Origin of the sequence: Tenacibaculum sp. 1B UA (assembly GCF_033978845.1) — a bacterium.
In the GTDB taxonomy this organism is placed as follows: Bacteria; Bacteroidota; Bacteroidia; order Flavobacteriales; family Flavobacteriaceae; genus Polaribacter.
Genome location: NZ_JAKVUA010000013.1, coordinates 1 through 13,841, shown reverse-complemented (window position 1 = coordinate 13,841; position 13,841 = coordinate 1). Strand labels below are relative to the sequence as shown.

Sequence of the window (13,841 nt, the reverse complement as noted above, 5' to 3'; positions counted from 1 at the left end):
ATTTTTTCGTAAAAAACAATAAAATTTGCATAAAAATTTTGTAACATTTCTAAGTTTTTGAATACTAATAATTTGTTGTCTATATTTTTTTGCTTTTAGCAGTAAAAAATAAACATAACAGTAAAAAGAATATATTTGTATCACTAACTAAATTCACACAATGGAAAATCAAGCAAACAGTAAAAACATTATTTTAAACTATGGGTTAGTTTATGGAGGTCTTATAGTTTTGACCAATCTTATTATTTATGCTTTAGGAATGACTTTTGATACTGTAGGAGGTATAATTAATATGATTGTATTAGCTGCATGCATCATAGTACTTCCTATTTTAGCTATAAAAATATTTAAAAAAGAAAATAATAATTTATTATCATGGGGACAAGCGTTAAAAATTGGTGTAGGTTTAGTAGCAGTAGGTGCTCTAATTAGTATTATATATAGTCATATTTTCACTGGCATTATCGAGCCTGATTTTTATAATCAATTGAATGAATTCCAAACCCAACAATTTTTAGATGCTGGATTAACTGATGAACAAATAGAAAGTCAACTAGCAATGCAATCAAAGTTTCAAGGAACTATTATTGGTGATGCTTTAGGGTTGTTATTTTATGTTTTTCTTGGTTTTATAGTATCCGCAATAGCTGGTGCTATTATGAAAAAAACAGAAGAAGAACAATATTAATATAGTTTTAAATAGGTAAATGTTTTACGTATAACGAATACTTTGTAACTTTACCTTTTTTAAACACTGAACAAAATATATGGATATATCGGTAGTAATACCACTTCTTAATGAAGAGGAATCTTTACCAGAATTATATGATTGGATTGCAAAAGTTATGCAATCCAATCAGTTTTTATATGAACTTATCTTTATTGATGATGGTAGTACTGATAATTCTTGGAAAATAATACAAGAGTTATCTCAAAAGCATCAAGAAGTAAAAGGTTTACGATTTCAAAGAAATTATGGTAAATCCCAAGCCTTAGACGCTGGTTTTGGGTTAACTCAAGGAAGAGTAGTTATTACCATGGATGCGGATTTACAAGATAGCCCTGACGAAATCCCTGAACTTTATAAATTAATTACTAAAGAAAACTTCGACTTAATATCTGGATGGAAAAGGAAACGATACGATAATGTTGTAACCAAAAATATTCCCTCAAAATTGTTCAATTGGGCTGCTCGAAAAACATCAGGGTTAAAATTACACGATTTTAACTGTGGTTTAAAAGCTTATAAAAACGAAGTTGTTAAAGCAGTAAAAGTTAGTGGTGAAATGCACCGTTATATTCCTGTATTAGCTAAAAATGAAGGATTCAATAGAATTGATGAAAAAGTGGTACAACACCAAGCTCGTAAATATGGAGTAACCAAATTTGGAATGGATCGTTTTGTAAATGGTTTTTTAGACTTAATTACCATTTCATTTCTTTCAAAATTTGGAAAAAGACCAATGCACTTTTTTGGCTTATGGGGAACATTAATGTTTATTTTTGGTTTTTTCTCAGCTTTCTTTATAGGAGCTATGAAAATATACCAACTTTCTACAGGAGTAAAAGCCATATTAGTAACTAGTAATCCATGGTTTTACATTGCCTTAACCTCAATGATTTTAGGTACATTACTTTTTTTAGCTGGTTTTTTAGGTGAGCTAATTATTAAAAGTAATCCGCAGCAAAAACATTATACAATCAAAGAAAAACTGAACTTTTAAACCCGTATCTTTGTACGCTTTTTAATTTGATACATGAAAGAGATTTTAAACAAAGCCGAACAATGGTTATCTGATACATTTGATTCAGAAACACAACAAGAAATTCAGCAGCTAATTGATACTAATGCTGACGATTTAGCCGATCGTTTTTATAAAAATTTAGAATTCGGGACAGGTGGAATACGTGGTATTGTAGGAGCAGGAACCAACCGAATAAATAAATACACTTTAGGAAAAGCTACTCAAGGTTTAAGTAATTATTTACGTAAAACACACTTAAATAAAGAATTAAAAGTAGCTATTGGGTACGATTGTCGTCATGATAGTGAATGGTTAGCTAAGGTGGTAGCGAACGTACTATCTGCTAACAATATTCAAGTGTTTTTATTTGAAGATATGCGCCCTACCCCAGAATTATCATTTGCTGTAAACTATTTAGGGTGCGATGCAGGAATTGTACTAACTGCTTCTCACAACCCTCCTGAATATAACGGTTATAAAGTATATTGGAATGATGGTGGACAAATTGTTCCTCCTCAAGATCAAGAAATTATTAATGAAGTAAACTCTTTAGCTTTTGCAGATATCAATTTCAATGCTAATGAAAGTTTAATTTCCTCTATTGGAAATGAAATTGACGAAGCTTTTTGGAAAGCTTCCTTAAAAAATGGAACATTTGATATAGAAGGGCGAGAAAATTTAAAAATAGTGTTTACCCCATTACATGGGACTTCTATTAAATTAATTCCTGAAGTTTTAAAACGGGCAGGATATACTCAGGTTCATATTATTGAAGAACAAGCTACTCCTGATGGGGATTTTCCTACAGTTAAATCTCCAAACCCTGAAGAACCAGCTGCTCTTAAAATGGCTGTTGATTTAGCAAATAAAATTGACGCTGATATTGTATTAGGAACCGATCCTGATTCAGACAGAATAGGTGTTGCTGTAAGGGATTTGGATGGAAATATGACCTTGTTAAACGGAAATCAAACTATGAGTATGATGACCGATTTCTTAATCAACGACTGGAAAAAACAAGGAAAACTAAACGGAAAGCAATTTGTAGGGTCTACGATAGTTTCTACTAATTTAGTCAATGAAATTGCCGATTATTATGGAGTTGAAACTAAAGTTGGATTAACTGGTTTTAAATGGATAGCTAAAATGATAAAAGACCATCCTGAACTTAATTTTATTGGTGGTGGTGAAGAAAGTTTTGGTTATATGGTAAGTGATTTTGTTCGTGATAAAGATGCAGTTACCTCTGCCCTACTTGCCTGTGAGATAGCAGCTGATACAAAAGCTAAAAATAGTTCTTTCTATAAGGAATTATTAAATTTATACACACGTCATCATTTTTACAAAGAACACTTAATTTCTTTGGTTAAAAAAGGAATGGATGGTGCGCAACAAATCAAACAAATAATGATTGACTTACGTAACAATCCGTTAACTGTAATTGACAATTCAAAAGTTAAATACTTATATGACTATCAATCTTCAATAAGAAAAAATTTACTAACTGGTGAAGAAACTGTAATTAATATTCCTAAATCAAACGTATTGATTTATCATACCGAAGATGGAACCAAAATCGCTGCACGACCAAGTGGTACTGAACCTAAAATTAAGTTCTATTTTAGTGTAAAGTCTGTTTTAGATTCAATTGAAAATAAAAAGGAAACTGAAGCTAATTTAGATACTAAAATTCAACGTATTATAAAAGAATTGAACCTATAATGAATTATTTTAAAAAGATTATTAAATACGCTATTCCATACAAAAAGCATGGATATTTGAATGTGTTATTTAACATCTTATATGCTCTTTTTTCTACACTTTCTTTCTTGGTATTAATGCCTATGTTAGAAGTTATTTTTAAACCTAATGCTATTAAAGTAACTGAAAAACCTGTTTTTGAAAGCATTACAAAAATAATTGACTATTTTAAAGCGAATGTTTCTTATTATGTTCATGAAATTGCTGGTGACGATAAATCAAAAACACTCATGGTAGTTGTAGGTTTAGTTATCACTACATTCTTTTTTAAGAATATTTTTAACTACTTAGCTATGTACTTCATTACCTTTTTAAGAAATGGTGTTTTAAAAGATATTCGAAACGATTTATATAGAAAAACTATAGAATTACCTATTGCCTACTTTTCAGAAAAAAGAAAAGGAGATACCATGGCTAGAATAGGAACTGATGTATTAGAAATTCAGCATTCATTTTTATCGGTTTTAGAAATGTTGGTAAGAGAGCCTTTAACTATTATTTTCACGATCACCGCAATGATAGCCATTAGCTTTAAGCTTACCCTTTTTGTGTTTGTTTTTATTCCTATTTCCGGATATGTTATTTCTCTAATTGGTAAAAGCTTAAAGCGAAAGTCAGATAGTGTACAAAAAGAGCAGGGATATTTTTTATCACTTTTAGAAGAAACTTTAGGAGGATTAAAGGTGATTAAAGGCTTTACCGCTGAAAAAGAGTTTCAACAAAAATTTGAAAAATCAACCAATCGTTTTTACCATTTTTCTAATACTCTACTTAATAGAACAAATTTAGCAAGTCCTGCTAGTGAGTTTTTAGGAATTGGTGTTATTGCTGTATTGCTTTGGTATGGAGGTATCTTAGTTTTAGAAGAAGGAACCTTACAAGGAGAAGATTTTATTGCTTATATGGGTTTAGCTTATAATATTTTAACACCAGCAAAAGCTATTTCTAAAGCTAGTTACGGAGTTAAAAAAGGAAATGCTGCTGCTGAACGTATTTTAGAAGTTTTAGAAACTGAAAATCCTTTAAAAGACAAGTCAAATGCTGTTGATAAGAAATCTTTTAACTCTCAAATTACAATCGAAAGCATTTCTTTTAAATATGAAGATGATTATGTTTTAAAAGATTTCTCCTTAACCATTCCTAAGGGAAAAATGATCGCTTTGGTGGGACAATCAGGAAGTGGTAAATCAACCATTGCTAACTTATTAACTCGTTTTTATGATGTAAATAAAGGCACTATTCTACTTGATGGAATAGATATAAGAGACCTTAAAATACATTCATTAAGACAACTAGAAGGTTTAGTTACACAAGACTCTATTTTATTTAACGACACTGTAAAAAACAACATTACTTTAGGCGTTGAAGGTAAAAGTGACGAAGAAATTATTGAAGCTGCTAAAATTGCCAATGCACATGAGTTTATTAAAGATTTACCAAATGGTTATGATACCAATATTGGAGATAGTGGAAATAAATTGTCTGGAGGGCAAAAACAACGTTTAAGCATTGCCCGTGCTGTTCTTAAAAATCCACCAATTATGATTTTAGATGAAGCAACTTCTGCTTTAGATACCGAATCAGAAAAACTAGTACAAGACGCTTTAGAAAAAATGATGGAAAACAGAACCTCTGTTGTGATTGCGCATCGTTTATCTACCATTCAAAAAGCAGATATGATTGTAGTCATGAAAAAAGGCAAAATTGTAGAACAGGGAACTCACGAAGAATTGATATCTAAAAGTGGAACTTACAAAAAGTTGGTAGAAATGCAATCTTTAGGATAACAAACTAAAAAAGAGAAGCATCATGCTTCTCTTTTTTTTAAAACTCTTTTATTATTATTAGCTCACTTTTAAACCTAACTGAATTCCTTTTTCTAACATAAATTGATACGAAGCATCATGTTCATTAGGAATTTTCCCGTCTAAAATAGCTTCTTTGATAGCTTCTTTTATTTGGCCAATTTCTCTGCAAGGTTGTAAATTAAAGGTTTTCATAATTTCTTCACCTGTAATTGGTGGTTGAAAATTACGAACTCTATCACGTTCTTCTACTTCTTTAATTTTCTGGCGAACAATCTCAAAATTCTTATGATAACGTTTAAATTTCTTCGGGTTTTTAGTCGTAATATCTGCTTCACATAAGATCATCAATGATTCTACATCATCACCAGCATCAAAAATTAAACGACGCACAGCAGAATCAGTCACTTCACTTGCTAATACAATCGGACGAGAGCTTAACATCACCATTTTCTGAACAAACTTCATCTTATTATTCAATGGCATTTTTAAACGTTTAAATAATTTATATACCATTTTAGCCCCTACAAATTCATGTGAATGGAATGTCCAACCTATTTTTTTATGGTAACGTTTGGTTGGTGCTTTACCTATGTCATGTAATAATGCTGCCCAACGAAGCCAAACATCATCAGTATTTTGAGCGATATTATCAACTACTTCTAACGTATGGTAAAAATTATCTTTGTGTTTTTGCCCCTCTACCTCTTCTACTCCTTTTAAAGCTATCAATTCTGGCAGAATTCTTTCTAGTAGCCCTGTTTTTTCAAGTAGTAAAAAACCAATTGATGGAACTGGGGCCTCTAATATTTTATTCAACTCAACCACAATACGCTCACGAGTAATAATATCAATTCTCGTTGTATTTTTTGTAATTGCATTTAACGATTTCTCTTCTATTTCGAAATTTAATTGTGTTGCAAAACGAATGGCACGCATCATACGCAACGGATCGTCAGAATATGTTATATCTGGATCTAGCGGCGTTCTTATAACTTTAGCCTCTAAGTCAGCTATTCCCCCAAAAGGATCAAGTAACAATCCGAAATCATCTTCATTTAAACTCAATGCTAATGCATTTATCGTAAAGTCTCTCCTGTTTTGATCGTCTTGTAAGGTTCCTTCAGAAACTTTAGGGTTTCTACTCTCTTCTGAATAAGATTCTTTACGTGCCCCTACGAACTCAATTTCAACATCTTTAAAACGTAACATTGCTGTTCCGTAAGTTTTAAACACTTGAACTTTTGGCTTACTAGGTAATAATTCAGCTACTTTTTGAGCTAATTCTATACCACTACCTACAGCTACCACATCTACATCTTTGGCTGTTCCTCGTTTTAAAATAAAATCACGTACAAAGCCACCAATTACATAACTCTCTAGTTGTAACTCTTTAGCTGCTTGATATATATATTGAAATATTTCTGCGGAAATGGCTTCTTTAAAATATTGTTTTTGCATATACTACACTTTAATAACCTTATACTGTATTATTTCTTTTTATTTTTATAATACAAATATTTTGTACTATGATAAAAACTATTTAATAAACTATCCATCTCTTTTGTTTTAGTAGGGTATTGTTTACTAATATCATTTAAACTAGTTGTATTTAAATTAATGAGTTTTGATTTTTTATTAAACACTGTTTGATAAAAATATAAAGAGTCTTGAATAACTCCTGATGCTGGCTCTCCATCAATATTTCTATAAATAAAAGAAAAATGGTTTGTCCTCGTAGAGTCTAAAGCATTAATACCTAAAGTATAATTTATATGATTTATTTTAGCTAGTGAGATTACAGTAGGTACAACGTCTACTAAATGAGTATTCCTTGTGATTTTTTGTGCTTTTACTAATTTAGGAGCATGGATAAAAAAAGGTGTATTATGCCTTAAAATACCTAGTTTATCTTCTGTAGGTTTATAATAATTAATATCTTTCATTCCTCCTTGATGATCTCCAAAAAACACGAACATTGTGTTGTCAAAATAACCACTTTTTTGTGCTCTTTTTAAAAATCGTTTAATATTAAAATCTAAATAACGAATAGCATTTAACTGTGCTAAACTTCGGTATGCTGATTTATTTAATAATTCTTCATCTATTTCCTTTTCATGTATAGGTCGGTAGGTATCCTTTACTTCTGGTACTGTAAAAGGCATATGATTTGTAGCTGTTTGTATGTAAGCTACAAAAGGTATATTTCTATTGTGTAATTTTTGAAGTTCTTTATCAGATTCTTTAAATAAATCATAATCATCAATACCCCAAACATCTGCTCTATCAGTTTCTCCATAACTACCTTCTTCAAATATCTTTAAATCTTTTATATTAGATTGGAAAACAGCTCTAATATTAGCCCAATTAGCACTACCTCCTAAAAAATACAACTTTTCATAACCTTTAAATTGATCAAATAATACACGTTGATCAATAATCATTGGGTTTCTTGAGGCTGATTTTATATTGTCTACATCTGGTAAACCTGTTATACTAGCAAATACACTACCTGCTGTGGTAGATTTGTGTACATAATGGTTGGTAAAATTAATACTATTATCCAAAAGGCTATCTAACACAGGAGTACTATTTACAGGGTTTCCGTAATAACCCAATGCTCCATTTCCAGTTGATTCTAACATAACAAAAACGATATTAGGCTTTTTTTGATACTTAATAGAGTCTTTATAACTTATTTTTCTTGTAAAACTTAACGTATCTGAATTTATACCTAAATGTTTATTTGTTATTTTTATATATTCTTTTGTCTTTTCTAAATCAAAACCTTCAGACCTAAATTTAAAACTATCAAAAAAATATAATATTGGGTTAAGTGCAAACTGATTAATGTTTTTATCTTTTGAAAAAAAAGCTTCACTCCAACGCAATGGGTAATGTTTTAAACTACCATAACCTCCTAGACCTAACAGTAACACTGCTAAAACTCCAAAAAAAATTCGATTTTTTTTAGGTGAAGTAAAATCTATCTTTTTGAAAATTGAGTAGATTATTTTATGAAGTTTTATCACTAAAAACAGAAATATAAGAATTCCTATTCCTCCTTTAAAAATAGGGTAACTTTCCCAAAAAACTTTTGAAGAAATCCCTAAGTTTTCTAAAAAACGAAGTGCGTTTGCATTGACTCTTAAATTTAAATAACTAAAATGTCCGAAATCGAACAGATAAAATACGAGAATTATAAAATATAATATAACACTGTAATAAACACTAAAAGATTTATACTTTTTATTTTCAAAGAAATTTTTAATAAACAAATAACATAATGCCAAAGGTATATAAGAAAAAACTGCTAATCTTAAGTCAAACCTAGCACCTAAAAAAAGAGCTTTGCTAATATCATTAGTATCTACAGGTAGATTATTTATAAAAAACACATAAAAAATAATTCTAAAAATAAAAAGTAATACAAATAGCACAACAACATTTGTAAAAATGTATTTTAGATAATTAGGTATTCTAGCACTCATAAAGTAATATTAAGTTTGCAAAAATATAAACTTAATATCACAAAACACAGTATAAGGAAAGTGATTATTAAACTATTTTCTTATTGTTATAATTTTATCTTTTTCTATTTTTAAAATTGTAGAAGCTTTTGTTGAAACCTTGTCTGTATTAACCTTTACAACAAAATTAACATTTTGTTTTATTTCTTCACTTATTTCTGAAAACGATTTTGGTGTAGGCTCTCCACTTACATTTGCAGAAGTAGAAACAATAGGTTTTCCAAACTCTCTAATTAACTGAATACAAAACTCGTCCTTTGGAATACGAATAGCAATTGTATTATCAGATGCAATGGTATTGGAAGCTAATCCTTTTGAACTATTATAAATAATAGTAGTTGGTTTTTCTGATGTCTTTAAAATTTCAAAAGCTTTTTCAGGGATGTTTTCTACATGGTTTTGCAACATTTCAATAGAGTCTACCAAAATGATAAGGCTCTTCGATTCTTCCCTATTTTTTAATTTATATATCTTTTTTACAGCCTCTTCATTTGTAGCATCACAACCTAACCCCCAAACAGTATCTGTTGGGTAGAGAATTGTGCTACCTTTATTTAAAAAAAATAATATTTCTGATGTTTTATTCAACGTTATTTAAATTTCAATTCAAACCAGTTTAAAATAAAATTAAGTTTATTTTCTGGAGCTTGATCTAAACTTTGAAGACATAAAAATAATTTATTCTGATTTTTTGATCTTTTTAGTATTTTATATTTTAGCCAAAAAAAAGGTTTTTTAAAATTCTGAATATAAACTAATTGATAATCTTTTAATAATTCAAATGAGTTATTTTTAATTTCCAAATGATTAACCAAAGATTCTGTTAAGAATTGAGAAGGATGCCTAAATCGATGACTTATATTGTTTATAAATTCATTTGGATTCTCTTCGAAATATTTTTTAAAAGTAGATTTTCTCATAGGCATAGGAACATGATGTAGCTTATAATACTTTTTAAACCCTAATTTTTTTGCTATGATTTGTTGCGCCTTAAAATGTCCTGCGAAACTTTCCTTTTTAGGTTTACCTATTAACTTTAAAAAAGATTTATACACTTTTTTATGTAATATATTTTCATCAAAAGATTTCCATTCCCCTCTTAACCTAGGTACATTATTTTTGAAATAGTCTTCAGGAGATGTTTTATTAATTAAAAAAAAATCATCGCACATACATATAAAATGTTCAGATAAACCTGGAATTTTATATAGCATGCTTGCTATTGCTCTAGAATTAAATGTTGGCAAATATTCTTCATACCCTTTAAAAACATCCATATGATCAACCATTTTGACCTTCTTGTACAAACTATTTCTCTGTTCTTTATCTAACAAAAATTTAGGTACTTGATTATCTGTAAGTATAAAAATATTCCTTACAAAACTTGCATTTTTAATTACAGATTTAACAGCAAATTCAATTTCATCTACTTGATTATATCTAGATTTTATTTCTTTACTCGAAAGCTCTTTCTTTGCTTTTAAATAAGTATTCATCTTATTCCTATGCTTAGGATCACTTCCATCAACCCACATAAAAACTACATCTATTTCCATATACGTTCTTAAACCGCTACATCATACTCTCTAAGAGCATCGTTTAACGACGTTTTCTTGTTTGTACTCTCTTTTCGTTTACCAATAATTAAAGCACAAGGAACTTGATATTCACCTGCGGCAAACTTCTTCGTGTAACTTCCAGGAATTACTACCGAACGTGCTGGTACTACTCCTTTCATTTCAACTGGTTCATCACCTGTTACATCAATAATTTTAGTACTCATTGTTAATACAACGTTCGCTCCTAAAACAGCTTCCTTCTCTACTCTAACTCCTTCTACAACGATACAACGAGAACCGATAAAAGCTCCGTCTTCAATAATTACTGGTGCTGCTTGTAAAGGCTCTAAAACCCCTCCAATTCCTACTCCACCAGATAAGTGTACGTTTTCACCAATTTGTGCACAAGAACCTACAGTTGCCCAAGTATCTACCATAGTTCCTTCATCAACATACGCTCCAATATTTACATAACTAGGCATTAAAATAGTTCCTGCTGAAATATAGGCTCCGTGACGAGCTACAGCATTTGGTACTACACGAATTCCTTTTGCTTCATACCCTCGTTTTAATGGAATTTTATCGTGGTATTCAAAAATACCAGCCTCTAATGTTTCCATTTTTTGAATTGGGAAGTATAACACTACTGCTTTCTTTACCCACTCATTTACCTGCCATCCATTGTCAGTTGGCTCAGCAACACGTAAATCTCCTGCATCTAATAAATCTACTACTTTTCTAATAGCATTAATCGTAGTTTCTCCTTGTAACAACTCGCGGTTATCCCACGCTTTTTCTATAATTGATTGTAATTCTGTCATTTTTCTAAATATTTTCAGCAAAAATAAAACTGCTTTCCATAATATACCGCGAAGATACATTTTTTAAACAGATATTTCTTCCTTGTTTAATTTAGCTACCTTTACAAAAACTTATAGAATGGGCAGAATAGTAGCCATAGATTTTGGAAAAAAAAGAACAGGAATTGCGGTAACCGATGAGCTTCAAATTATAGCCTCAGGATTAACAACTGTAAACACCTCTGAACTTATCGCATTTTTAAAAGACTATACACAAAAAGAAAATGTAGAGCTCTTTTTAGTAGGCAAACCAAAACAAATGGATAATTCTGATAGCGAAAGTGAAGTACTCATAACTCCTTTTCTACAGAAGCTTGAAAAAGCTATCCCTTCTATCCCTATAAGACGTGTAGACGAGCGTTTTACCTCTAAAATAGCTTTTCAAACTATGATTGATAGCGGTTTGAAGAAAAAACAACGTCAAAACAAAGCTTTGGTAGACGAAATAAGTGCGACAATCATCTTACAATCGTATTTATACAACAAATAATTTTCTACCAAAAGCATTCTTTGTATTTTTGCGTTCCTTAAAATTAAAAAGTAAATGATTTTACCCATTGTAGCATACGGAGATCCCGTTTTACGTAAAGTAGGAAAAGAAATCGATAAAGACTATCCGCAGTTAGAAAAACTAATTGCCGATATGAAAGAAACTATGTACAATGCTAACGGACTTGGTTTAGCAGCTCCTCAAATAGGAAAAGACATTCGTTTGTTTATTATTGATGCTTCTCCTTTTGCAGAAGATGACGATTTAAGTGAAGAGGAAAAAGAAGTTTTTAAAAACTTTAATCGCGTATTTATCAATGCTAAAATCATTGAAGAAGAAGGTGAAGAATGGGCTTTTAACGAAGGATGTTTAAGTATTCCTACCGTTAATGAAGATGTTTTTCGTCAAGAAAAAGTTACTATTGAGTACCAAGACGAAAACTTTGAAAAACACACAGAAACGCTAAGCGGATTACCTGCACGTGTTTTTCAGCATGAATACGATCATATTGAAGGAGTTTTGTTTACCGACAAACTTTCTTCACTAAAGAAACGATTAATTAAAAAGAAATTAGACAATATTTCTAAAGGGAAAGTAAACGCTGGATATCGCATGCGTTTTCCTAATGCTAAGAGATAATAGTTATACACTAAAAACATTAAGACATGGAATTTAACAAAATTATATCGGTAACAGGTAAACCAGGTTTGTATGAAATTTTATCACAAACTAAAACAGGAGTTATCGTAAAATCTATTGTTGACGGTAAACGTTTTCCTATTACTGCAACTCATAACGTAAGCTTATTAGAAAATATTGCTATTTACACGTACGAAGAAGAAGTGCCTTTAGCGCAAGTATTTAAAAATATTGCCGATAAAGAAGATGGTAAAGATGCAATTTCTCACAAAGAAAGTGCTAATAAGTTAACGGAGTACTTCGGAGAAGTTTTACCTGGGTTTGATGAAGAACGTGTGTATGCTTCAAACATTAAAAAAGTAATTCAGTGGTACAACATTTTAGCAAAAGCTGAATTTGATTTTAGTACGTTAACTGAAGCTGAAGAAACAACTACAGAAGAAGCTTAAATCGTGAATACTCGTAAGCAACAGTTAGCCGCCTTTAATCGTTTGTTAGACATCATGGATGACCTTCGTGAGCAATGCCCGTGGGACAAAAAACAAACCTTAGAAAGTCTACGTCACTTAACTATTGAAGAAACCTACGAGTTAGCAGATGCTATTTTAGACAACGATTTACAAGAAATAAAAAAAGAACTAGGCGATGTGCTTTTGCACATCGTCTTTTATGCTAAAATAGGTAGCGAAAAACAAGCTTTCGATATTGCTGACGTTGCCAACGCCATCTCAGACAAACTCATCGACCGTCATCCACATATTTATGGCGATGTAGTTGTTGAAAGCGAAGAAGAAGTAAAACAAAACTGGGAAAAACTTAAACTAAAAGAAGGTAATAAATCGGTTTTAGAAGGCGTTCCTAAAAGTTTACCAGCAGTGGTAAAAGCCAATCGTATTCAAGATAAAGTTGCAGGTGTAGGTTTTGATTGGGAAGAGCCCCATCAAGTGTGGGAAAAGGTTCAAGAAGAGCTTTCTGAGTTGAACGACGAAATTAAAAACAACAATCAAGAGAAAATAGAAAAAGAATTTGGAGACGTGTTGTTCTCCATGATTAACTACGCGCGTTTTATTGGGGTAAACCCTGAAAACGCCTTAGAAAAAACCAATAAAAAATTCATCAATCGCTTTCAGTTTTTAGAAGAAGCTGCTAAAAAAGAAGGCAAACAACTTTCTGACATGACCCTCGCTGAAATGGATGTGCATTGGGAAAATTCAAAGGAATTTTTCAAATAATCGACTACCGTCATTCCGAATGAAATGAGGAATCTCACTCAATAAAGTTTCTAATACTCTTTAGAAATACAAACGGTTAATTATAAAATATAACTCCACTGAACTCTGAGTTTTCTCACACTTCGCTATCGCTTGGCTCGAAATTGTAAAGGTTAACTAATTCGTTGACAAAATCTTATATTTTGTTATGCGTATAAATACAGATGATTTAACTCTAGTT

General features: G+C 30.8%; 13 protein-coding genes. 8 read left to right on the top strand and 5 right to left on the bottom strand.

Annotated features, from left to right (window positions below):
• Nucleotides 1-160 precede the first annotated feature (160 nt).
• The 4 genes from MK851_RS10700 to MK851_RS10685 all read left to right on the top strand — a co-directional run bounded on the left by MK851_RS10700 (nt 161) and on the right by MK851_RS10685 (nt 5,293).
• Nucleotides 161-688: a DUF4199 domain-containing protein gene (locus MK851_RS10700; protein WP_320243816.1), complete on the top strand. Its 528-nt coding sequence runs from the start codon at nt 161-163 to the stop codon at nt 686-688.
• Nucleotides 689-767: 79 nt separating this feature from the next.
• The gene (locus MK851_RS10695; protein WP_320243814.1) at nt 768-1,724 is read left to right on the top strand and encodes a glycosyltransferase family 2 protein; all 957 of its coding nucleotides are present in this window, start codon (nt 768-770) and stop codon (nt 1,722-1,724) included.
• A 33-nt stretch (nt 1,725-1,757) separates the two neighbouring features.
• On the top strand, nt 1,758-3,467 hold the full coding sequence (locus MK851_RS10690; protein ID WP_320243812.1) for a phospho-sugar mutase: 1,710 nt from the start codon (nt 1,758-1,760) through the stop codon (nt 3,465-3,467).
• Complete coding sequence (locus tag MK851_RS10685) at nt 3,467-5,293, top strand: ABC transporter ATP-binding protein (RefSeq protein WP_303508355.1); 1,827 nt, start codon at nt 3,467-3,469, stop codon at nt 5,291-5,293. Before MK851_RS10690 ends, MK851_RS10685 begins: the two co-directional genes overlap by 1 nt.
• Before the next feature lie 57 nt (nt 5,294-5,350).
• On the opposite strand, the gene MK851_RS10680 is transcribed toward MK851_RS10685, so the two are convergent.
• The 5 genes from MK851_RS10680 to MK851_RS10660 all read right to left on the bottom strand — a co-directional run bounded on the left by MK851_RS10680 (nt 5,351) and on the right by MK851_RS10660 (nt 11,221).
• Nucleotides 5,351-6,772 (bottom strand): CCA tRNA nucleotidyltransferase, encoded by a 1,422-nt coding sequence (locus MK851_RS10680; RefSeq protein WP_303508357.1) that lies wholly within the window; start codon nt 6,770-6,772, stop codon nt 5,351-5,353.
• 29 nt (nt 6,773-6,801) lie between these two features.
• Nucleotides 6,802-8,802 carry an LTA synthase family protein gene (locus tag MK851_RS10675; protein ID WP_320243809.1) on the bottom strand — a complete coding sequence of 667 codons (2,001 nt, stop codon included), beginning with the start codon at nt 8,800-8,802 and terminating at the stop codon, nt 6,802-6,804.
• Nucleotides 8,803-8,874: 72 nt separating this feature from the next.
• Nucleotides 8,875-9,429 (bottom strand): L-threonylcarbamoyladenylate synthase, encoded by a 555-nt coding sequence (locus tag MK851_RS10670; protein ID WP_320243807.1) that lies wholly within the window; start codon nt 9,427-9,429, stop codon nt 8,875-8,877.
• Nucleotides 9,430-9,431: 2 nt separating this feature from the next.
• Nucleotides 9,432-10,397 carry a Stealth CR1 domain-containing protein gene (locus MK851_RS10665; protein WP_303508366.1) on the bottom strand — a complete coding sequence of 322 codons (966 nt, stop codon included), beginning with the start codon at nt 10,395-10,397 and terminating at the stop codon, nt 9,432-9,434.
• Between the two features lie 8 nt (nt 10,398-10,405).
• Nucleotides 10,406-11,221, bottom strand: coding sequence for a 2,3,4,5-tetrahydropyridine-2,6-dicarboxylate N-succinyltransferase (locus MK851_RS10660; RefSeq protein WP_320243805.1), 816 nt, complete (start codon nt 11,219-11,221; stop codon nt 10,406-10,408).
• Between the two features lie 118 nt (nt 11,222-11,339).
• On the opposite strand from MK851_RS10660, the gene ruvX reads away from it, so the two are divergent.
• Genes ruvX through mazG form a run of 4 tightly spaced genes read left to right on the top strand, consistent with a single transcriptional unit; the run spans nt 11,340 to nt 13,621 of the window.
• On the top strand, nt 11,340-11,750 hold the full coding sequence (gene ruvX / locus MK851_RS10655; protein WP_320243803.1) for a Holliday junction resolvase RuvX: 411 nt from the start codon (nt 11,340-11,342) through the stop codon (nt 11,748-11,750).
• A gap of 54 nt (nt 11,751-11,804) precedes the next feature.
• On the top strand, nt 11,805-12,389 hold the full coding sequence (gene def / locus MK851_RS10650) for a peptide deformylase (protein ID WP_115901388.1): 585 nt from the start codon (nt 11,805-11,807) through the stop codon (nt 12,387-12,389).
• A 26-nt stretch (nt 12,390-12,415) separates the two neighbouring features.
• A complete protein-coding gene (locus MK851_RS10645) occupies nt 12,416-12,838 on the top strand; it encodes a DUF5606 domain-containing protein (RefSeq protein ID WP_320243799.1) in 423 nt (140 codons plus the stop codon).
• A gap of 3 nt (nt 12,839-12,841) precedes the next feature.
• Nucleotides 12,842-13,621 carry a nucleoside triphosphate pyrophosphohydrolase gene (gene mazG / locus MK851_RS10640; protein WP_320243797.1) on the top strand — a complete coding sequence of 260 codons (780 nt, stop codon included), beginning with the start codon at nt 12,842-12,844 and terminating at the stop codon, nt 13,619-13,621.
• Nucleotides 13,622-13,841: the final 220 nt, after the last annotated feature.

Coding starts and splice junctions, on each gene's coding strand:
- MK851_RS10700 (WP_320243816.1), top strand. CDS start 161: ATGGAAAATCAAGCAAACAGTAAAAACATTATTTTAAACTATGGGTTA.
- MK851_RS10695 (WP_320243814.1), top strand. CDS start 768: ATGGATATATCGGTAGTAATACCACTTCTTAATGAAGAGGAATCTTTA.
- MK851_RS10690 (WP_320243812.1), top strand. CDS start 1,758: ATGAAAGAGATTTTAAACAAAGCCGAACAATGGTTATCTGATACATTT.
- MK851_RS10685 (WP_303508355.1), top strand. CDS start 3,467: ATGAATTATTTTAAAAAGATTATTAAATACGCTATTCCATACAAAAAG.
- MK851_RS10680 (WP_303508357.1), bottom strand. CDS start 6,772: ATGCAAAAACAATATTTTAAAGAAGCCATTTCCGCAGAAATATTTCAA.
- MK851_RS10675 (WP_320243809.1), bottom strand. CDS start 8,802: ATGAGTGCTAGAATACCTAATTATCTAAAATACATTTTTACAAATGTT.
- MK851_RS10665 (WP_303508366.1), bottom strand. CDS start 10,397: ATGGAAATAGATGTAGTTTTTATGTGGGTTGATGGAAGTGATCCTAAG.
- MK851_RS10660 (WP_320243805.1), bottom strand. CDS start 11,221: ATGACAGAATTACAATCAATTATAGAAAAAGCGTGGGATAACCGCGAG.
- ruvX (WP_320243803.1), top strand. CDS start 11,340: ATGGGCAGAATAGTAGCCATAGATTTTGGAAAAAAAAGAACAGGAATT.
- def (WP_115901388.1), top strand. CDS start 11,805: ATGATTTTACCCATTGTAGCATACGGAGATCCCGTTTTACGTAAAGTA.
- MK851_RS10645 (WP_320243799.1), top strand. CDS start 12,416: ATGGAATTTAACAAAATTATATCGGTAACAGGTAAACCAGGTTTGTAT.